Raw genomic sequence first — 18693 nt, 5'->3', positions numbered from 1 at the left:
GCCGCCGGGAGCATTCCCGGCGGCCTTCGCCGTGCGCCGCGCGCTAGTAGACTTGAGGCCATGCCCGAACCGAAAGCAGCCTCGTTCCCGAAGATCCGCGGGGCGCTGAGGTTCTATCAGGTCGCCTCGATCATCACCGGTGTCATGCTGCTTCTGCTGCTGGCCGAGATGATCCTCAAGTACAGCCCCACGCACCTCGAGCTGTTCGCCGGCGGCTCCGGCGGCCTGCTCTGGTTCGCAGACGTCATCGTCGGCGACGGATGCCAGTGGTATTCACTGTTCGTTCCCGGCGGCATGGGCTGCGAGCTCACCTCCGTCGGCGACGGGACGAACATCTCGCTGCTCATCCTCGTCGCGCACGGCTGGTTCTACGTCGTGTACCTGTTCGCGATCTTCCGCCTGTGGAGCCTGATGCGCTGGCCGTTCGTCCGCTTCATCATGCTCGCCCTCGGCGGCGTCATCCCGGCCCTCTCATTCATCATGGAGGTCCGCGTCTCTCGCGAGGTGAAGGCCTACCTCGCATCACGCGAAGCATCCGTCGCCGAAGCATCACTCACCCAGGAGGCAGCGCTATGAGCGCCGACACCGCCCAGCGCCCCGTCCTCGTCGTCGACTTCGGCGCCCAGTACGCGCAGCTGATCGCCCGCCGCGTCCGTGAGGCCGGCGTCTACAGCGAGATCGTCCCGCACAGCGTCTCGGCCGCCGAGATCAGCGAGAAGAACCCGGTCGCGCTCATCCTCTCCGGCGGGCCGTCATCGGTCTACGAAGAGGGCGCACCAGCGCTCGACTCCGCGATCTTCGACCTCGGCGTTCCGACCCTCGGCATCTGCTACGGCTTCCAGATGATGGCGCGTGCGCTCGGCGGCGAGGTCGCCAACACCGGCCTGCGCGAGTACGGCGCGACGGATGCGGTGATCGCTGAAGACGGCGGCGTGCTGCTCGGCGGTCAGCCGAGCACGCAGAACGTCTGGATGAGCCACGGCGACCAGGTCTCCCGTGCGCCAGAAGGCTTCGACGTGCTGGCATCCACCACCGACACCCCCGTCGCCGCGTTCGGCAGCGATGAGAAGTGCTTCTACGGCGTGCAGTGGCACCCCGAGGTCAAGCACTCCGATCACGGCCAGGAGGTTCTCGAGAACTTCCTGCACAAGGCCGCCGGCCTCGCCTCGGACTGGAACAGCGGCAACGTCATCGACGAGCAGGTCGCCCGCATCCGCGAGCAGGTCGGCTCGGCCCGCGTCATCTCGGCCCTCTCCGGCGGCGTCGATTCCGCCGTCTCGACGGCCCTCGTGCACAAGGCCATCGGCGACCAGCTCACCGCCGTCTTCGTCGACCACGGCCTCCTCCGCAAGGGCGAGCGCGAGCAGGTCGAGAACGACTACGTCGCCTCAACGGGCGTCCGCCTGATCACAGTGGACGCCGCCGACACCTTCCTCGGGCACCTCGAAGGCGTCAGCGACCCGGAGCAGAAGCGCAAGATCATCGGACGCGAGTTCATCCGCGCGTTCGAGAAGGTGCAGCTCGACCTGGTCGCCGAGGCCAAGGCCGAGGGCGAGCCGATCAAGTTCCTCGTCCAGGGCACCCTGTACCCCGACGTCGTCGAGTCCGGTGGCGGAACGGGGACGGCGAACATCAAGTCGCACCACAACGTCGGCGGCCTTCCGGAGGATCTCGACTTCGAGCTCATCGAGCCGCTGCGCACCCTGTTCAAGGACGAGGTCCGCGCGATCGGCCGCGAGCTGGGACTGCCTGAGGCGATCGTCGGACGGCAGCCGTTTCCGGGCCCCGGCCTCGGCATCCGCATCGTGGGTGAGGTCACCGCTGACCGCCTCGAGATTCTGCGCGAGGCCGACGCCATCGCCCGCGAGGAGCTGACCAAGGCCGGCCTCGACAGCGAGATCTGGCAGTGCCCCGTCGTGCTGCTCGCCGATGTGCGCTCGGTGGGCGTGCAGGGCGACGGACGCACCTACGGGCACCCGATCGTTCTGCGCCCCGTGTCCAGCGAGGACGCCATGACAGCCGACTGGACCCGACTGCCCTACGACGTGCTCTCGAAGATCTCCAACCGCATCACCAACGGCGTCCGCGATGTCAACCGCGTGGTGCTCGATGTGACCTCGAAGCCCCCGGGGACCATCGAGTGGGAGTGAGATCGGTTGAGATTTTTTCGCAGCCGATGTCGATCTGACGTCTTCCCGTTCGACGTCTTCAGTGAGAGGGTCGGAACCGACCCCGCAACTGAAGGAGAACATCATGAAGTTCATGCTGATCATGCGCGCGACCGACGAGGCTGTCCAGGCGTACAGCGAGATTCCGTTCGAGCAGATCATTGAAGCCATGGGCAAGTACAACGAGTCGATGATCAAGGCCGGGGTCCTGGCCGCCGGCGAGGGCCTCAGCGACGCCTCCGAGGGGTTCGTCGTCGACTTCAGCGCCGAGAAGCCGCTCATCACCGACGGCCCCTACGGCGAGACCAAGGAGCTGTTCAACGGCTTCTGGATCATCGAAGTCTCCTCGCGTGAAGAGGCAGCCGAATGGGCGAGCCGCGCCCCGCTGACCGCAGGCAACTTCCTCGAAGTGCGGCGCGTCCAGGAGATGGACGACTTCCCGGCCGATAACGAGTGGATCCAGAAGGAACAGGGCTGGCGCGACGAGGCCGAGCAGCGCGCGCAGCAGTGAACCGGCGATGCCATGAGCTCTGCTGAAAGCGGCGAGACGGTGCGTTCCACAACTGATGCGGAGCGCGCCGTCGCCGCCGTATGGCGCATAGAGTCGGCGAAGATCGTCGCCACGCTGACGCGCATGGTCGGCGACTTCGGCCTCGCGGAGGACCTGGCACAGGACGCGCTCCTCGAAGCACTGCAGCAGTGGCCCCAGGTCGGTGTGCCGCGCACCCCCGCGGCCTGGCTGACGGCCGTCGCCAAGCGTCGCGCGATCGACGGCTGGCGCCGTCAGGAGCGCTATGACGACCGGATCACCACGATCGCGCACGACCTCGAAAGCGAGAACGCGGACGCGATGGATGCCGCTCCCTGGGACCCGGATGCCATCGACGATGACGTCCTGCGCCTGATCTTCATCTCCTGTCACCCCGTGCTCTCGCGGGAGGCCAGCGTGGCACTCACACTGCGGGTCGTCGGCGGTCTCGGAAGCGAAGAGATCGCCCGGGCCTTCGTCGTCCCGACGGCCACGGTGCAGCAGCGTATCGTGCGAGCGAAGAAGACCCTGGGAGCCGCGAAGGTGCCGTTCGAAGTCCCGTCGCGCGAGGACTACGCCGAGCGGTTGAGCGCGGTCCTCGGGGTGCTCTATCTGATCTTCAACGAGGGGCACGCGGCCTCGAGCGGCGACAGCTGGATGCGCCCTGAGCTCAGCCACGAGGCGATCCGGCTGACGCGCGTGCTCACGGCGCTGGTGCCTGGAGAGCGCGATGCGCACAGCGTGCTCGCGCTCATGGAGCTCACCGCCGCCCGGTTTCCCGCGCGGATCGACGCGAACGGCGAACCGATCCTCCTCGCCGATCAGGACCGCAGCCGCTGGGATCGCAGCCGCATCTCGCGCGGCCGGGCAGCACTCCGACAGGCGGACGCGCTGGGGCAGGGGAGAGGCTCGTACGGACTCCAGGCCGCGATCGCCGAATGCCACGCCGTCGCGGCATCCGTCGAGGAGACCGACTGGGACCGGATCGTCCTGCTGTACGAGGCGCTCGGCCGGATCGCGCCGTCTCCCGTGGTGGAGCTGAACCGGGCCGCGGCCGTGGCGATGGCGACGGGGCCGGCATCCGCTCTGCGGATCATCGACGAGGTCGCAGCATCCGGCGCACTCGCCGGCTATCACCTGCTTCCGGCGACACGGGGCGAGCTGCTGCTCAGGCTGGGGCGGAAGGACGAGGCCCGCACCGAGTTCGCCACTGCTGCGAGACTCGCGGGGAACGACAGAGAGCGCGCCCTTCTGGAGTCGAAAGCCGAAGACTGACGCAGCGAGGCCCCCGGGTGGTGACACCCGGGGGCCTCGTGGCGCGTCTACGCGCGGAGATCGGCTAGTCGCGCACCTTGTTGCCACGACCCACGATGAGGCCGTAGATCAGCAGCACGATGATCGCGCCGCCGATCGCGAGAGCCCACGTGCCGAGATCGAAGAACTCCTCGAGCCCGCGGCCGAAGAGCAGGCCACCGATCCAGCCTCCGAGCAGTGCGCCGACAACGCCCAGGATCAGCGTGACGAACCAGCCGCCGCCCTGCTTGCCGGGGAGGATCAGCTTCGCGATCGCCCCGGCGATGAGTCCGAGAAGAAGGAATCCGAGAAAACCCATGATGTGCTCCTTTACGTCTGTGATTGTGACGGTGGCTACATGATCCTCTTGTCTGTGAGTTTCATGTACCCCGTTGACGGAGTGTCGCAGATACGGCAAGGGGCCCGTCTCCGAAGAAACGGGCCCCTTGAGACGATTCGGATCAGTTGCTTCCGCGGGCGATCGCGATGATGCGCAGGATCTCGACGTACAGCCAGACAACCGTGACCATGATGCCGAAGGCGCCCATCCAGCCGAACTTGCGCGGCGCGCCGTTGCGGACGCCCTGCTGGATCTGGTCGAAGTCGAGCACCAGCGAGTACGCGGCCATGATGACCACGAGCACGCCGATGATGAGGCCGAGCGGGATGCCGGCGATCTCAGTGCTGAACAGGCCGAAGGCGTTCTGGTTGATGCCGGTCCACATCAGCACGAGGTTCAGGAGCGAGAAGACCAGGTAGCCGACCATCGCGATCATGAAGACCTTGGTGGCCTTCTTCGACGCGCGGATCTTGCCGCTGGCGAAGAGGGCGAGGGTCACGCCGACCACCGCGACCGTCGCGAGCGTGGCCTGCGTCACGATGCCCGGGTAGATGACTTCGAAGAACGCGGAGATGCCGCCGACGAAGAGCCCCTCGAAGACCGCGTAGGCGAAGATCAGAGCGGGACGCACCTTCTTGCGCGCGGTGAAGGTGATCACCATGGCGAGGACGAAGCCGCCGAGCGCTCCGACGATCCACGGCAGCATGTTCGGCGCGAAGTCCGAGTACGGGTTGTACTCAGGGGCGGCGATGCCGCCCAGGGTCCACACCCAGCCGACAGCCGCGGCGACGAGGAGGATGCCGAACAGGCCGGCGGTCTTCCACACCGTGTCCTCGACGGACATGCGGTCCGTCTCGATGGCGCCGGCGGACGGGGCCGTGTACATGCCCTCGAGCTGCGCGTTGGCCGCGGCATCCATGCTCGCGTGCTGGAAGGACGCGGTGTGAGCGCCCTGCATACCGGTCTGAGCGCCAGGCGCGCCCGGATAGGTGGCCACGTTGCGCGGATCCTGCTTCTGGAACGCCGGGTTGTTGAAGGCGAAGTTGCTCATGATTGTGGGCCTCACTCCGAAAGTGGTTGAAGGTCGCTTTCTTCAACGATACCGGCGGATTCCTATGCGTGGGGTGTTCTAACCTGAATCCATGCCCAGGAAGTCCCCGCTCGTCATCGGACATCGCGGCGCCCCGGGTTATCGCCCGGAGCACAGCCGCTCCTCATACGAATTGGCGCTGGCGATGGGCGTCGATGCCGTCGAACCGGACGTCGTCGCCACCAGCGACGGCGTGCTCGTCATCCGGCACGAGAACGAGATCTCCGGCACGACCGATGTCGCCGACCGTCCGGAGTTCGCGGCACGCAAGACGACCAAGCGCATCGACGGGCAGCCGCTGACCGGATGGTTCACCGAGGACTTCACCTGGCAGGAACTGTCGATACTTCGCACGAGGGAGCGGCTGCCGGAGGTCCGCCCTTCCAGCGCAACCTTCGGCGATGCCCAGCCGATGCTGCGCCTGATCGACCTGCTCGATCTCGTGCGGGCCGGTTCGACCGAGCACGGTCGCGAGATCGGCGTCGTGCTCGAGATCAAGCACGCCACCTACTTCTCGAGCATCGGCCTCGACCTCGCACCGCTGATCGCGCGTGATCTGCGCGCGGCCGGCTGGGCGGACGGCGAACTGCCGCTCACGATCGAGTCCTTCGAGTCGACGGTGCTCGCCCAGCTTCGGGCGGAGGGGATCTCGGCCTCGTACATCTACCTGATCGAGGCCTCAGGTCGCCCCTACGATCAGGTCGTGGCCGTCGGCAGGCACGCCGCGTCGTACAAGTCGGTCGTGACTCCCAAGGGTCTGGATGCCCTGATCGGCAGAGTCGACGGCATCAGCGTGAACAAGCGGATGCTGCTCGCCCGCGACAACACGATCGTCGCCGACGCGCATGCACGCGGACTGAAGGTGTTCACGTGGACCGCGCGCCCGGAGAACGCGTTCCTCGCGGCCGAGTTCCGCGGGGACGGGGGGCGCCAGGCATACGGGGACTACGAGGCCGAGTGGGCGGTCCTGGCCCGCAGCGGCATCGACGGCGTGTTCGTCGACCATCCCGATCTCGGCGTGGCGTTCTTCCGTCGCTGATTCCCTGCCAGACTGACCGCATGACCGGAATCGTCGCCGAGGGCGTCAGCAGATCGTTCGGTACAGGAGCGAGTACCGTGCAGGCCGTCCGCAGTGCGAGTTTCCGCGCTGAGCCGGGTCGCGTGACCGGCCTCGTCGGGCCCAACGGCGCGGGGAAGACGACGCTGCTGCTCATGCTGGCATCCCTGCTCGCCCCCGATACGGGCACGATCCGGATCGGCGAGGTCGACCCGATGGACGATCCGCTGAGCGCCAGACGCCTGCTCGGGTGGATGCCGGACGCTCTCGGCGCCTGGCCTTCGCTCACCGCCCGCGAGACGATCGTCACGACCGCGCGGTTGTACGACATCGAACGCGACGCAGCGCAGCAGAAGGCAGCCGAACTGCTCTCGCTCGTCGGGCTGGGCGAGCTCGCCGATTCTCCGGCGAAGGTGCTCTCCCGCGGGCAGAAGCAGAAGCTGGGCCTGGCCCGCGCCCTCGTGAACGATCCGCAGGTTCTGCTGCTCGACGAGCCGGCATCGGGCCTCGACCCCGCCGCTCGCGTGCAATTGCGTGTTCTGCTTCGACGGCTGGCGGCCGAGGGTCGCACGATCCTGATCTCCAGCCACATCCTCTCCGAGCTCGAAGAGGTGATCGACGACGCCGTCTTCCTCGTCGCCGGTGCTGTCGTCGACGCAGCCCCGGCGAACTCGACCGCCCGCGGCTGGCGCATCCGCCTCGCCGGCGCCGACCCTGCACGCGGGATGGCGGACGCGGATCGGATAGCCGCAGCGCTCGGGATGGAGCCCGGTGCGCTGGGCATCGACCGCAACGCGGCCGTCGCCGGGTTCGAGAGCGAGCAGGCGGCGGCCGCAGGGCTCCGCCTCATCGTCGAAGCCGGACTCGACGTGACCGAGTTCTCACCCGCGCAGAGCGCGCTGGAGCACACCTTCCTGAACCTGCCGCAGACGGGGCCGAACGCATGAACCTCACGCACATCGGCATCATCGCCCGGCTCGAGCTCACGCAGCGGCTCCGCAGTGTCGGCTGGTACATCCTGCTCGGCGTCTACGCGCTGATCCTGCTCGGCATCACCGGCCTGTCGTTCGCGGTGTACTCGTACACCGGCATGGCCGGCGCCGGCGTGTACTCGATCGTCGTCAACATCGTGCTGCTGCTGGTCGTCCTCGTCTCGCCCACGCTGAGCGGCAACGCCATCAACGGCGATCGGGATGCCGCCACCCTCGCGGCCGTGCAGGTGACGGCCGTCTCCACCGGCGACATCATGCTCGGCAAGCTCCTTGCGGCTGTCGCGACGGGCGGGGCGTTCCTGCTCGTCGCCGTGCCGTTCCTCGCGATCTCGCTGATCGGCGGGGGAGCGCACCCCGGCACGCTCGCGGTGTCACTGATCGTGCTCGCCGTGGAGATCATCGTCGTCGCCGCGATCGGCGTCGGCTTCAGCGGTCTGATCGCCCGGCCGCTGTTCTCGGTCGCTGCCACCTACCTGGTCGTCGCGGCGCTCGCGATCGGGACGCTCATCGTCTTCGCCCTCGGCGGCACGGCGCTTCGCACCGAGACCACGAACTACAACCGGCCCTACGACAGCTTCGGCAACGTGGACTGCGACCGCTGGGAGACCTACACCTACGAGACGCCGCGATTCGATCGCGTCTGGTGGGTGCTCGCGGCGAACCCCTTCGTCGTGCTGGCCGACGCCACGCCCACTGTCTACGGCGACGGCGGATGGCCGGCCGACATGTTCGGTCAGATCAAGTACGGCGTCCGCAGCGCGCAGCTGCCGCCGCAGGACTACCGCTGGGACGAGTGCAACCCGGACGAGTCGCAGGCCCAGGACCGGACCGCCCAGGAGGTCATCGACAGCACCGTTCCGAGCTGGTTCGTCGGTCTGGGCGTCCAGATCGTGCTCGCCGGTGGATTGTTCGCCGGCGCCTGGGCGCGAACGACGACGCCGGCGCGGATGCTGCCACCCGGTACCCGCATCGCCTGACCGCGTTGCTCATCTGGATCGGGTTGCTCGCCTGACCCCGTTGCGACACGGGCCGTTCACCTTCTGGACGGACCCCGTGCGACTGCCGGACAGTCGGAATCGGTCGACTGAGGCACGTTCGTGTCCCGATCCCGATTCTTCTGGAGTCACATGTCTCGCCTGACCAGCGGGCTGGCAGCATCGGCGGTGTGCGCCCTCGGCGCAGCCACCCTGTTCGCCGTGCCCACCGCAGCTCTCGCCGAAGCGGCGCCGCTCGGCGTCCGCATCAATGAAGTCGTCTCGAACAGTGGCAGCCCGGATGACTGGATCGAGTTCTACAACTACTCCGGGACGCAGGTCGACCTGAGCGGCTACATCGTCCAGGACAACAGCGACAAGAACCCGTACACGCTTCCCACCGGGACGGTTCTCGAGCCCGGTGCGTACCTCGTGCTCGACACGCTGGTGGACGGCGTGGGCGACTTCGACTTCGGCCTGGGCAAGGGCGACAGCGTCCGGTTGTTCGCGCCCGGTGACGCGAACGGCGCTGACCCGCTGCTCCAGGCGACGTGGCCGGCCGGCACACACGCCGTGCCGAGCTGGGGCGCCAAGGGCGACGCCGCCGACGTCACGTACGAGCTGACGGCCGAATCCACGAAGGGCGCGGCGAACGTCTTCGCGTCCGACGGCGAGGGCGAACCCGGTGAGGGCGAACCCGGTGAGGGCGAACCCGGTGAAGGCGATCCCGGCGAGGGCGAGCCCGGTGAGGGCGAACCGGGCGAAGGCGAGACCGTGTCCGGCTCCGTCGTGCTGAACGAGGTCGACTCGCAGCCGTCCGACTGGGTTGAGCTGTACAACCCCGGCACCGAGCCGTTCGATCTCTCGGGCTATGAGATCCGCGACAGCGACGACGACACCGATCACCGCTGGGCCTTCCTCGAGGGAACGACGCTCGCCGGAGGCGAGTTCCTCGTCGTCGAACAGGGCGACATCGGGCTCACCGCAGGAGTGGAGACCGCGTTCGGCGAGTTCGGCATCGGCGGCGCCGACGAGGTCCGCCTGTTCGACACCGCGCTCGAGCTGGTCGACCGCACCGGAACCTGGCAGGAGCACGCCAGCATCGACGGCGACTTCGCTGCGGCGACGCTCGCGCGCTGCCCCGACGGCACCGGCGACTTCGTGCTCGCCTTCGAGACCAAGGGCGCGGCAAACGAGTGCGTGCCGCCGACCGTCGCGATCAACGAGATCGAGTCGAACGGCGACGCCACCGACTGGGTGGAGGTAGTCAACATCGGTTCCGCGCCCGTCGACATCTCCGGCTGGACGCTCATGGACAGCGACCCGGTCGGTCACGCGGGCGAGACCACGCCGCTGCCGACCGGCACGGTGCTCGAACCCGGCGCATACTTCGTCTTCGACCAGAACACGAACTTCGCGTTCGGCCTGGGCGGCGGCGACACGGTCACCGTGCGCGATGCCAACGGCAGCACCGTCGACGAGCACGTCTACGCAGAGCACGCAGCGGGCGTCCTCGCACGGTGCGAGGACGGCACCGGCGAGTTCGTCGACGTCGCGGTCAGCACCAAGGGCCTCCGCAACGCCTGCGGCAACCCCGTGCGCATCAACGAGGTCGAATCGGACGGCGACCCCGACTGGGTCGAGCTCGTCAACCCGACCGCCGAGGTGCTCGATGTCTCCGGCATCGTCGTGAAGGACGACGACGACACCCACGTTCACGAGATCGCCGCGGGCACCAGCATCCCGGCGAACGGCTACCTCGTTCTCGACGACCTCGAGTTCGGAATCGGCAAGGACGACACGATCCGCGTGTTCGACGGCGACATGCTCGTGGACTCCACCTCGTGGGGTGCAGGGCACGTGGCTCCGACCTGGGGACGCTGCCCGGACACGACCGGCGCATTCGCCGCGACGGCGGAATCGACACCCGGTGCGCCGAACGTCTGCGTCGGCGAGATCCCGGTGTCGCCGTGGCCCGGTTCGGCCGACGTGCGTGCGCTCGACAGCATCCCGACCTTCCTCGAGGACAGTTCAGGGCTCGACGTCCAGCAGACCGCAGATGGCACGTTCCTCTGGGCCGTGGACAACGGCACAGGAAAGATCTGGAAGATGACGGCCTCAGCGGACGGATCCGTCGCGTTCGCTGACGGCTGGGCCGACGGCAAGCGCGTGCGCTTCCAGAAGGACGCATCCGACCCGAACGCGGCCGGCCCCGACACCGAGGGCATCACCGTCGACGGCAATGGGCTGGTCTACGTGGCATCCGAGCGCGACAACGGCGACAAGGGCGTCAACCAGAACAAGATCCTGCAGGTCGACCCGAACGCACCCGGCCCCGACCTGGTCGCTCAGACCGAGTGGGACCTCACCGCCCAGCTGCCTGCGGTAGGCGCGAACCTCGGAATGGAGGCAGTCGAGTGGGTGCCGGATGCGGCGCTGGCCGGCAAGCTCTACGACGACAACACGAAGGCGCCGTACGAAGCTGCGACGTACGCCGGCGGCGGACTGTTCTTCGTCGCTGTCGAGGACAACGGCGGCGTGTACGCCTTCGCGCTCGCAGCGGGCGGGTTCGCAACGCTCGTGTCGACCATCGACCCCGGCCTCGCCGGTGTCATGAGCCTCGACTACGACTCGTTCCTGGGCGTCCTGTGGGCGGTGTGCGACGACGGCTGCGGCGGCACCTCGGCGCAGGTGACGCTCAACGGGACGGACAAGCCCGGCATCGCGCACTTCGCGCGCCCGGCCGGCATGCCCGACATCAACAACGAGGGCTTCGCCACGGCGCCTGCTTCGCTGTCGACCGACGGCCAGCGTCCGGTGTGGTGGTTCGCCGACGGGTTCACGTCGGAGGCGCTGCACGTCGGAACAATGCCTGGTCTCGCAGACACCGACCCTGGAGAGGACCCGGGTGAGAACCCCGGCGAGAACCCGGGTGGCGGCGGATCCGACGACGGCGGCAACCAGCCCGGTCCGTCGGTCGAGCCGCTCCCCGGCACCGGCCTGGTGGACGACAACCGCGGTGGCGCGACCGTCGACCAGACGGTCGTCGCACCCGGCGGCCAGGTGACGATCACGCTGGGTGCTAAGCACGCCGGTGTGGACGTCGAGGTGTTCATGTACTCCGACCCGGTCTTCCTCGCGGCGGGTACGCTGAACGCCGCCGGTGCGATCACGGTCACCATCCCCGCGGATGCTCCGGCCGGCGCCCACCGCCTCGCGGTGTACTCGGCCGACGGCGAACTGCTCGGATGGGCGAACATCCAGGTAAGCGGCGAGCTCGCGACGACCGGTGCCGAGACGTCGGCCGGTGGACTCGTCCTCGCGCTCGGCCTGCTGCTCGCCGGCGGCCTGGCCCTGACGCTGCGCCGCCGCATGCAGAACGTGTAACCGGACCGCGCACGAAGGCGCGTGGGGCCCAGCGCTCCACGCGCCTTCGGCGTATCCCCGCAGTCCCATGCGGGATCAGTTCGGTCGGTTATGGCGCGGAGTAACCGACCGAACTGATACCGCCTGAGCGAACTAGAGTCCTCGTATGGGAGCGACGGCGCGATGGCGGGGCGGGATCGCGATCCTCGTCGTGCTGGTTCTGCTCGGCGCCGGCTTCGGGCTGTCGCTCGCCGTCGGGGGTGTCGACTATCCGGCGCACAACGTCGCCGCCGCCGAACTCGGCATCGAGCGCGCAGACCGTGACCTCGCGATGGCCTGGATTGCGCGGGTGCTGCTCGCGCTGGCGATCGCGTGGCTCGTCATCGGGATGCTGGCCGCCAGAACCCGTCTCGTGCGGCGCCCCGGCGCTGCCGCAGCGCGAGCCAGCTGGGTGAGCGCGACCAGACCATGGCGTGCGGAGGAATCGACGCTCGGGATGCTGGGAGCCGACCGGGTGCTGCTGGTCGCGGTACCAGCGGCTCTGCTCGTGGCGACGAGGGCGGTGCAGACCTCGCTGCTGTGGTGGACGCATCCGGCGATCGTGCTCGGCGCCTGGGCGGCGTTCCTCGTGGTGGTGGTGCTCATGGCGCGCCGGCGCTCGCCATGGCCGGTGATCGCCGTGGTCGGCGGGGTTGTCGTGCTGCGCTGCGCTCTCACGCTCGTCGCGGTGTCGCTGAGCGGGCCAGGCGGCTACTGGTTCGCGTCCTGGACCGAACCGGTGCCGCGGTCGATCCACATCACGCTTGCCTTCGCCCTGTTCGTCTGGATGTTCGTCGCCGCCGGCTGGGCGCTCGCCCGCCCCGGTGCTGCCGCGACTGAGCCGGATCGCGACTGAGCCGGATCGCGACTGAGCCGGATCGCGACTGAGCCGGATGCCGGCTACTTCGCGTCGAACGGGCCGCGCCGCGTGGACACGATGTCCTTGCCGAGCGGCATGAGCGAGATGGGCACCATCTTGAAGTCGGCGATCGCCATCGGGATGCCGATGATCGTGATGCACAGCGCGAGACCGGACAGGATGTGCCCGATCGCGAGCCACCAGCCGGCCAGCACCACCCAGATGATGTTGCCGAGGAATGCGCCCACACCCGAGGTGGGCTTCTCGACCACGCGCCGCCCGAACGGCCAGAACGCGTACCCGGCCAGACGGAACGAGGCGATGGCCCAGGGGATCGTCACGATCGGGATGCACAGCAGGATGCCGGCGACCACGTAGCCGAGGAAGAGCACCCAGCCGGCGAAGACGACCCAGATGATGTTGAGGATTGTGCGCATCGATCCGTCCTTCGATCAGTGCTGTTCGCGGCGGACGCGACGGCCCGAGATGCTGTCGATGGCGAGTCGCAGCGGGGTCGCGCGATCGCTGCCGGCCCAGGGGGATACGCGTCGGAGCCCTTCCGGAGGGTCCTCGTCCGCGACCACGGAGAGGCGCCCGTGAATCAGCACGCTCCACCCCGTGCCGCCGAGGTCGTCGTGGTAGTCGACCTCGAACGCGACCTGCGCGCCGTGGTCAGCGATTCGACGCAGAATGCCGTCCGATGCGGTGCGCAGGACGAGATCTTGTCCCGAAGCGCGAAAGTTCACGGGAAAGATCTCGACGCGCTCGTCGAGAACGAACCCGATTCTTCCCACCGTGGTGCTGGTCAGGAGCTCGTAGCACTCCTTCTCCTGCAGATCGCTGATCATCTCGTCCTCCTCGATGCGGCTCGCAAGCGGGTGTCTGCGGCCCAGCCTAGACTCGTAGGGCCATGACCGAAGCCCCTCTCACTGACTCTGCACGGATCGTTCCCTCCTCCGTCGGTCCCGGATCCTCGGGAGCGCCCGACGGGGACGACCTCCTCGCCGGACTCAACCCGCAGCAGCTCGCCGCCGTCACCTACCGGGGACCGGCGCTGCTCATCGTCGCGGGCGCCGGCTCGGGCAAGACGAGCGTGCTCACCCGTCGCATCGCGTCGCTGCTGCGCGCGCGTGAGGCGTGGCCGAGCCAGATCCTCGCGATCACGTTCACGAACAAGGCAGCGGGCGAGATGCGCGAGCGGGTGGCCGCTCTGGTCGGCGAGGCATCTCGCGGCATGTGGATCTCGACGTTCCACTCGGCGTGCGTTCGGATCCTGCGTCGAGAGGCCGAGCAGTTCGGTTTCACGAAGTCCTTCACGATCTACGACTCCGGCGACTCGCGGGCGCTCATCAAGCGCCTCGTGAAAGAGCACGAGGCCGACGCGTACGGGCTGACGCCGGCATCAGTGCAGGGCCGCATCTCCAAGCTCAAGAACGAGCTGCAGGACTCCGAGTCCTACGCTCGCGACGCGAACATGAGCGACCCGGCCGAGCAGAAGTTCGTCGAGATCTTCGCCGATTACCAGCGGCAGCTGCGCAAGGCGAACGCCTTCGACTTCGATGACCTGATCGGCCAGACGGTCTATCTGTTCCGCGCCTTCCCTAAGGTCGCCGACACGTACCGTCGCCGCTTCCGTCACATCCTCGTCGACGAGTATCAGGACACGAACCACGCGCAGTACGCCCTCATCCACGAGCTGACCCGCCCGGTCTCGGCAGAAGCCCCAGACCCGTATGCCTCGAACGGCATGATGATCTTCGAGCCGTCCCATTCAGACGCGACGACGCCCGAGCTCGAGGGCGCATCGCTCACCGTGGTCGGCGACTCCGATCAGTCGATCTACGCCTTCCGCGGGGCGGACATCCGCAACATCAGCGAGTTCGAACGCGACTTCCCCGGGGCGAGGGTCGTCCTCCTCGAACAGAACTACCGCTCGACGCAGAACATCCTCTCGGCGGCGAACGCGGTCATCGGGCACAACTTCGACCGCAAGGACAAGAAGCTGTGGAGCGATCGCGGCGACGGCGACAAGATCGTCGGCTTCACCGGGTACTCGCAGCACGACGAGGCTCAGTTCGTCGCCGACGAGGTCGAGGCACTGCGCCGAGCAGGCATGCCGTACTCCGAGATGGCGGTGTTCTACCGCACGAACTCGCAGTCCCGCGCGCTGGAGGAGATCTTCATCCGCTCCGCCGTGCCGTACAAGATCATGGGCGGCACGAAGTTCTACGAGCGCGCCGAGATCAAGGACGCGCTGGCCTACCTCATCGCGGTCGCGAACCCCGCCGACGAGATGGCGGTGCGCCGCATCCTGAACAAGCCCCGTCGCGGAATCGGCGGGGTCACCGAGGCCAGCATCGCGCAGTTCGCCGAGACGCACGGGATCACGTTCCGCGAGGCGCTGTCGGTGCCGGGTCAGCTGGGCGTCGGACCCAAGATCCAGGCGGGCATCGGTCAGTTGGATGCCGTGCTGCGAGAGGCGACCGAGCTGATGCTGCCGGCATCCGGCGAGGTTCCGGCGCCCACCGTCGTCGCCGACGGGCTCAGCCTGCTGCTCGCGAAGAGCGGCTACCTGGACGCGCTGCGTGCCAGCCGCGACCCGCAGGACGAGGCCCGCGTCGAGAACCTCGACGAGTTCGTCGCCGTCGCCCGCGACTTCGCACGCAACAATCCCGAGGGCACGATCGCCGACTTCCTCACCGAGGTCGCGCTGGTCTCCGACGCCGATGATCTGGACGACGAGTCCGGCTCTGTGTCGCTCATGACGATGCACACCGCCAAGGGACTCGAGTACGACGCGGTGTTCGTAACCGGCGTCGAGGAGGACCTCATCCCGCACCGGATCTCGGCGGGGGAGCCCGGCGGCCCGCAGGAGGAGCGTCGGCTGTTCTACGTCGGCATCACCCGTGCCCGCAAGCGCCTGCACCTGTCGCTCGCCATGACCCGCGCGCAGTTCGGGGAGGTCTCGGTGGCGATGCCCAGCCGCTTCCTGCAAGAGATCCCGGCCGAGCTCGTCGACTGGCGGCAGTCGCCTGGCGATGTGAACTCCCGCGGCGGCACCCAGTCACGCGCCCTCAACGCCCGTCGCGGCGGATTCGGCGGCGGCAACGGCGGCGGCGACAGGTTCGGCATCCAGCCGCTCGCGAAGCGCGACGGTCTCAAGCCGCTGTCGACCGCGATGGACAAGTTCCCGAACAAGGTCACCGGCAAGGTCCGTGACAACGGCGACCTCGAGCTCGTGGCAGGCGACCGCATCCGTCACGACGACTTCGGCGAGGGCCGGGTGGACGCCGTGACCGGCGAGGGCGCGAAACGCATCGCCCACGTGCGATTCGACTCCGCGGGCCTGAAGAAGCTCCTCATCAAGATCGCGCCGATCGAGAAGCTCTGACGCTGACCTCTCAGTCGTTCGGGTTCGCACCCGTCATGGCTGCGGCGTCGCGTACGGCATCCTCGAATCCGGCGGACTGCGAGAGCCCGGCGACGCCGAGGCTTCGACCCTGCGGATCGCTGGCGATGACCCGCATGCCGCGCGCCCGGCACCACGTGGCCAGGGCGGCGAGCATCCAGACCGCAACGGACTGCAACTGCGTCACCTCGGTCAGATCGAGGACGATCACCGCCGGCGATTCACGGTCGGCAGGGCGCGCGTCGAGCCAGGCGTCGAGGTCGAGCAGCAGCCGTTCGGCGCCGTCGAAGTCGATGTAACCGCGCAGACGCCACACCGCCAGATCATCGGCGTTCTGCTGCAGGATCTGCGCCGCGGCGGCATCCTGCTCTGCGCCGAGGCCGGCCGCCAGCTCGTCGTTCGCGGCCATGACCTCGGATGCCGACAGCGTGAGCGGACGATGCAGCACGTGCAGCCCGAACCGGGTCGCGAGCTGCTGAGCGGCCACGACGCTGCGCACGCTCGCCCCGCTCGAATCGAGCCTCGGGCTGAACAGGCCGAGCCCGAACTCGCCGGGCGAGCTCGCAACGAGCCCTCCGGCGACGCCGGACTTCGCCGGCAGGCCCGCCCGAAGCAGCCACTCACCCGCATAGTCGTACATGCCGCACGTGGCCATGATCGTCATCACGTGCTGGCACGTCTCCGCGCTGGTCACCCGCCTGCCGGTGACCGGGTTCACGCCGCCGTTGGCGAGCGTCGCCCCCATCACGGCGATGTCCCGCGCGGTCACCAGCACGGAGCACTGCCGGAAGTACGTGTCGAGCGTCTCCAGAACAGGAGCCGTCAGCGACCCGGCGCCGCTCATCAGGTAGGCGAGCGCTCGATTGCGGTCGCCCGACTCCTGCTCGGACGCAAGCACCGCCTCGTCGACCGACAGGTCACGGCCGGCGAACGCGCTGAGCCTGGCGAGGATGCGCGCGAAGCGATCCTCGGATGAGCGGCCGCCCACGAGCGACGTCGTGACGATCGCACCGGCGTTGACCATCGGGTTAGGCGGGCGCCCGGTGCCGGCCTCGAGCTTGACGGAGTTGAACGCCTCGCCGCTCGGCTCCGCACCGACCCGGTCGTGGACGGCGTCGAGGCCGCAGTCGTCGAGGGCGAGTGAATACACGAACGGCTTGGAGACCGACTGGATGGTGAACTCTTCCCGGGTGTCTCCGCTCTCGTACACGCGGCCGTTGAGGCCGCACAGTGCGATCCCGAACAACTCGGGGTCGGCATCCGCCAATTGCGGGATGTAGTCGGCGACCGCCCCGCGTCTGTCGCTGATGAGGCGGTCGTGGACGATGTCGAGAAACGACGTGACGATGTCAGAGAGCTTCTCCGGGGCTGCCATGCGCCCCATGCTACGGGCCGACCCGGACTGCCGACCGGGTTAGGCTGAGCGATATGGCACTGTTCTCTCGCCGCAAGAAGACCGACGACGCACCTTCCGACCCGCAGACGCCGACCGAGGCGGATGCTCCGGAAGACGCCCTGCACGAGGAACAGGCTCCCAGCGAGCCGGTGCCCGAGATCGGCATCTCGGTCCAGGCGTTCCGCGGCGTCGGCGCTGACGCCGGCCCCGAGGTGAAGCTTCCCGACCCCGATGCCGCTAGCGCCGCTCGAGCCGCAGCGCCCACGGTGACGGCATCCGCTCCACAGGCTCAGCAGAGTCAGCAGGCACCGCAGAAGCGCGCCCTGCCGCTGGCCCCTGCCCTGCCCCCCGAGCCGACCGAATCGGTGCCGGGGATGAAGGACAACGTCCTGCTGCGCGCAGCGCTCTCCGAGCTGGAGGAGGGCGCGACCAACGAGCAGCTCGTCGGCGTTCTGCGCCAGATGATGCAGAACCATCTGTACCTGCGCGTCCACGGCGACGCCCGAGAGCAGCTCGCCGAGGGCAAGCCCCTGTCGATCGCAGTCGTGCGCGACGGCGATCGCAGTTACATGCTCGCGTTCAGTTCGGCTGCCGCCGTGCGCGAGTCGGTCCAGCGCGAGACCGACCCGACAGCGACGTCCGCCATCGCGCAGCCCGTGACCGCGGTGCTGCACCAGGTCGTCACGGGCGAGTTCGCCGGACTCATCCTGGACAACGCCTCCGGTGTCCACCGCGCGGTGTTCCCCGTCGAGGTGCTGTCGAAGGCCCTTGAGCAGGCCGACGCGAACATGACGATCAAGATGCTGCTCGCAGCGCCCCGTGACGCGGACTCGCAGCAGAAGGTCGGCGACGCGCTCGCCGAGACGAAGATGTGGGTGGCCGTCAACGACGGCAGTGGCAACGGGCAGGTCGGCATCGCCGAGGCGCAGACCGCGGACGGTCGTCGCTTCCTCCAGGTGTTCTCGCACCCGCTCGAGATCGTCGCCCTCGGCCGCAGCGACAAGCCGATGCCGTTCGAGCCGGAACAGCTCGCGAAGGTGCTGTCGGGGCACGACTCCCTGGCCGGTGTGATCGTCGACTCGGCAGGGCCGTCGATGGTCGTCGAGCGCGCGGCGCTCGGAGCCGTGCTCGTCCGCGCAGTCGATGTCAGCGAGTGAATGTCAGCGAGTGAACGTCGTCGG

The 18693-nt window shown here is 68.3% G+C and carries 16 protein-coding genes; 11 read left to right on the top strand and 5 right to left on the bottom strand.

What is annotated here, in order from left to right; translation table 11 throughout:
- Positions 1 to 60 precede the first annotated feature (60 nt).
- The 4 genes from KHB019_RS05490 to KHB019_RS05475 all read left to right on the top strand — a co-directional run bounded on the left by KHB019_RS05490 (position 61) and on the right by KHB019_RS05475 (position 3972).
- Positions 61 to 576, top strand: a complete 516-nt coding sequence (locus KHB019_RS05490; protein WP_230101947.1) for a DUF3817 domain-containing protein — start codon at positions 61 to 63, stop codon at positions 574 to 576.
- Positions 573 to 2150 carry a glutamine-hydrolyzing GMP synthase gene (gene guaA, locus KHB019_RS05485; RefSeq protein WP_337458257.1) on the top strand — a complete coding sequence of 526 codons (1578 nt, stop codon included), beginning with the start codon at positions 573 to 575 and terminating at the stop codon, positions 2148 to 2150. Before KHB019_RS05490 ends, guaA begins: the two co-directional genes overlap by 4 nt.
- Positions 2151 to 2253: 103 nt before the next feature.
- Positions 2254 to 2679, top strand: coding sequence for a YciI family protein (locus tag KHB019_RS05480; RefSeq protein ID WP_337458256.1), 426 nt, complete (start codon positions 2254 to 2256; stop codon positions 2677 to 2679).
- 12 nt (positions 2680 to 2691) lie between these two features.
- Positions 2692 to 3972, top strand: a complete 1281-nt coding sequence (locus KHB019_RS05475) for an RNA polymerase sigma factor (RefSeq protein ID WP_337458255.1) — start codon at positions 2692 to 2694, stop codon at positions 3970 to 3972.
- 64 nt (positions 3973 to 4036) lie between these two features.
- Here the strand turns inward: KHB019_RS05475 and KHB019_RS05470 are convergent, their stop codons facing one another.
- Both KHB019_RS05470 and KHB019_RS05465 read right to left on the bottom strand, forming a co-directional pair.
- The gene (locus KHB019_RS05470) at positions 4037 to 4309 is read right to left on the bottom strand and encodes a GlsB/YeaQ/YmgE family stress response membrane protein (RefSeq protein ID WP_230101951.1); all 273 of its coding nucleotides are present in this window, start codon (positions 4307 to 4309) and stop codon (positions 4037 to 4039) included.
- Between the two features lie 142 nt (positions 4310 to 4451).
- Positions 4452 to 5381, bottom strand: coding sequence for a Bax inhibitor-1/YccA family protein (locus KHB019_RS05465; RefSeq protein WP_230101952.1), 930 nt, complete (start codon positions 5379 to 5381; stop codon positions 4452 to 4454).
- A 91-nt stretch (positions 5382 to 5472) separates the two neighbouring features.
- Here KHB019_RS05465 and KHB019_RS05460 point away from each other — a divergent pair, with 91 nt between their 5' ends.
- The 5 genes from KHB019_RS05460 to KHB019_RS05440 all read left to right on the top strand — a co-directional run bounded on the left by KHB019_RS05460 (position 5473) and on the right by KHB019_RS05440 (position 12704).
- Positions 5473 to 6459: a glycerophosphodiester phosphodiesterase family protein gene (locus tag KHB019_RS05460; protein ID WP_325471809.1), complete on the top strand. Its 987-nt coding sequence runs from the start codon at positions 5473 to 5475 to the stop codon at positions 6457 to 6459.
- A 20-nt stretch (positions 6460 to 6479) separates the two neighbouring features.
- Positions 6480 to 7424: an ABC transporter ATP-binding protein gene (locus tag KHB019_RS05455; RefSeq protein ID WP_325471808.1), complete on the top strand. Its 945-nt coding sequence runs from the start codon at positions 6480 to 6482 to the stop codon at positions 7422 to 7424.
- Positions 7421 to 8446 (top strand): ABC transporter permease, encoded by a 1026-nt coding sequence (locus KHB019_RS05450; RefSeq protein ID WP_230101955.1) that lies wholly within the window; start codon positions 7421 to 7423, stop codon positions 8444 to 8446. Before KHB019_RS05455 ends, KHB019_RS05450 begins: the two co-directional genes overlap by 4 nt.
- A gap of 150 nt (positions 8447 to 8596) precedes the next feature.
- On the top strand, positions 8597 to 11830 hold the full coding sequence (locus KHB019_RS05445; protein ID WP_337458254.1) for a lamin tail domain-containing protein: 3234 nt from the start codon (positions 8597 to 8599) through the stop codon (positions 11828 to 11830).
- A 145-nt stretch (positions 11831 to 11975) separates the two neighbouring features.
- Positions 11976 to 12704 (top strand): hypothetical protein, encoded by a 729-nt coding sequence (locus tag KHB019_RS05440; protein ID WP_337458253.1) that lies wholly within the window; start codon positions 11976 to 11978, stop codon positions 12702 to 12704.
- Between the two features lie 44 nt (positions 12705 to 12748).
- Here KHB019_RS05440 and KHB019_RS05435 read toward each other — a convergent pair whose 3' ends face one another.
- Together KHB019_RS05435 and KHB019_RS05430 are read right to left on the bottom strand one after the other, a co-directional pair.
- Positions 12749 to 13144 carry a YccF domain-containing protein gene (locus KHB019_RS05435; protein ID WP_337458252.1) on the bottom strand — a complete coding sequence of 132 codons (396 nt, stop codon included), beginning with the start codon at positions 13142 to 13144 and terminating at the stop codon, positions 12749 to 12751.
- A gap of 15 nt (positions 13145 to 13159) precedes the next feature.
- Positions 13160 to 13555 (bottom strand): pyridoxamine 5'-phosphate oxidase family protein, encoded by a 396-nt coding sequence (locus KHB019_RS05430; RefSeq protein WP_230101959.1) that lies wholly within the window; start codon positions 13553 to 13555, stop codon positions 13160 to 13162.
- Between the two features lie 62 nt (positions 13556 to 13617).
- Between KHB019_RS05430 and KHB019_RS05425 the strand changes: the two genes are divergently transcribed.
- Positions 13618 to 16098 (top strand): ATP-dependent helicase, encoded by a 2481-nt coding sequence (locus KHB019_RS05425; RefSeq protein ID WP_337458251.1) that lies wholly within the window; start codon positions 13618 to 13620, stop codon positions 16096 to 16098.
- 10 nt (positions 16099 to 16108) lie between these two features.
- On the opposite strand, the gene glsA is transcribed toward KHB019_RS05425, so the two are convergent.
- Positions 16109 to 17491: a glutaminase A gene (gene glsA / locus KHB019_RS05420; RefSeq protein WP_325471801.1), complete on the bottom strand. Its 1383-nt coding sequence runs from the start codon at positions 17489 to 17491 to the stop codon at positions 16109 to 16111.
- A 53-nt stretch (positions 17492 to 17544) separates the two neighbouring features.
- Here glsA and KHB019_RS05415 point away from each other — a divergent pair, with 53 nt between their 5' ends.
- On the top strand, positions 17545 to 18669 hold the full coding sequence (locus KHB019_RS05415) for an SseB family protein (RefSeq protein WP_337458250.1): 1125 nt from the start codon (positions 17545 to 17547) through the stop codon (positions 18667 to 18669).
- The last annotated feature ends 24 nt before the right edge of the window (positions 18670 to 18693 follow it).

Origin of the sequence: Microbacterium sp. KHB019 (assembly GCF_037285405.1) — a bacterium.
In the GTDB taxonomy this organism is placed as follows: domain Bacteria; phylum Actinomycetota; class Actinomycetes; order Actinomycetales; family Microbacteriaceae; genus Microbacterium.
Note: the sequence above shows the minus strand (reverse complement) of the source record. Positions and strands in the feature narration are given on the sequence as shown.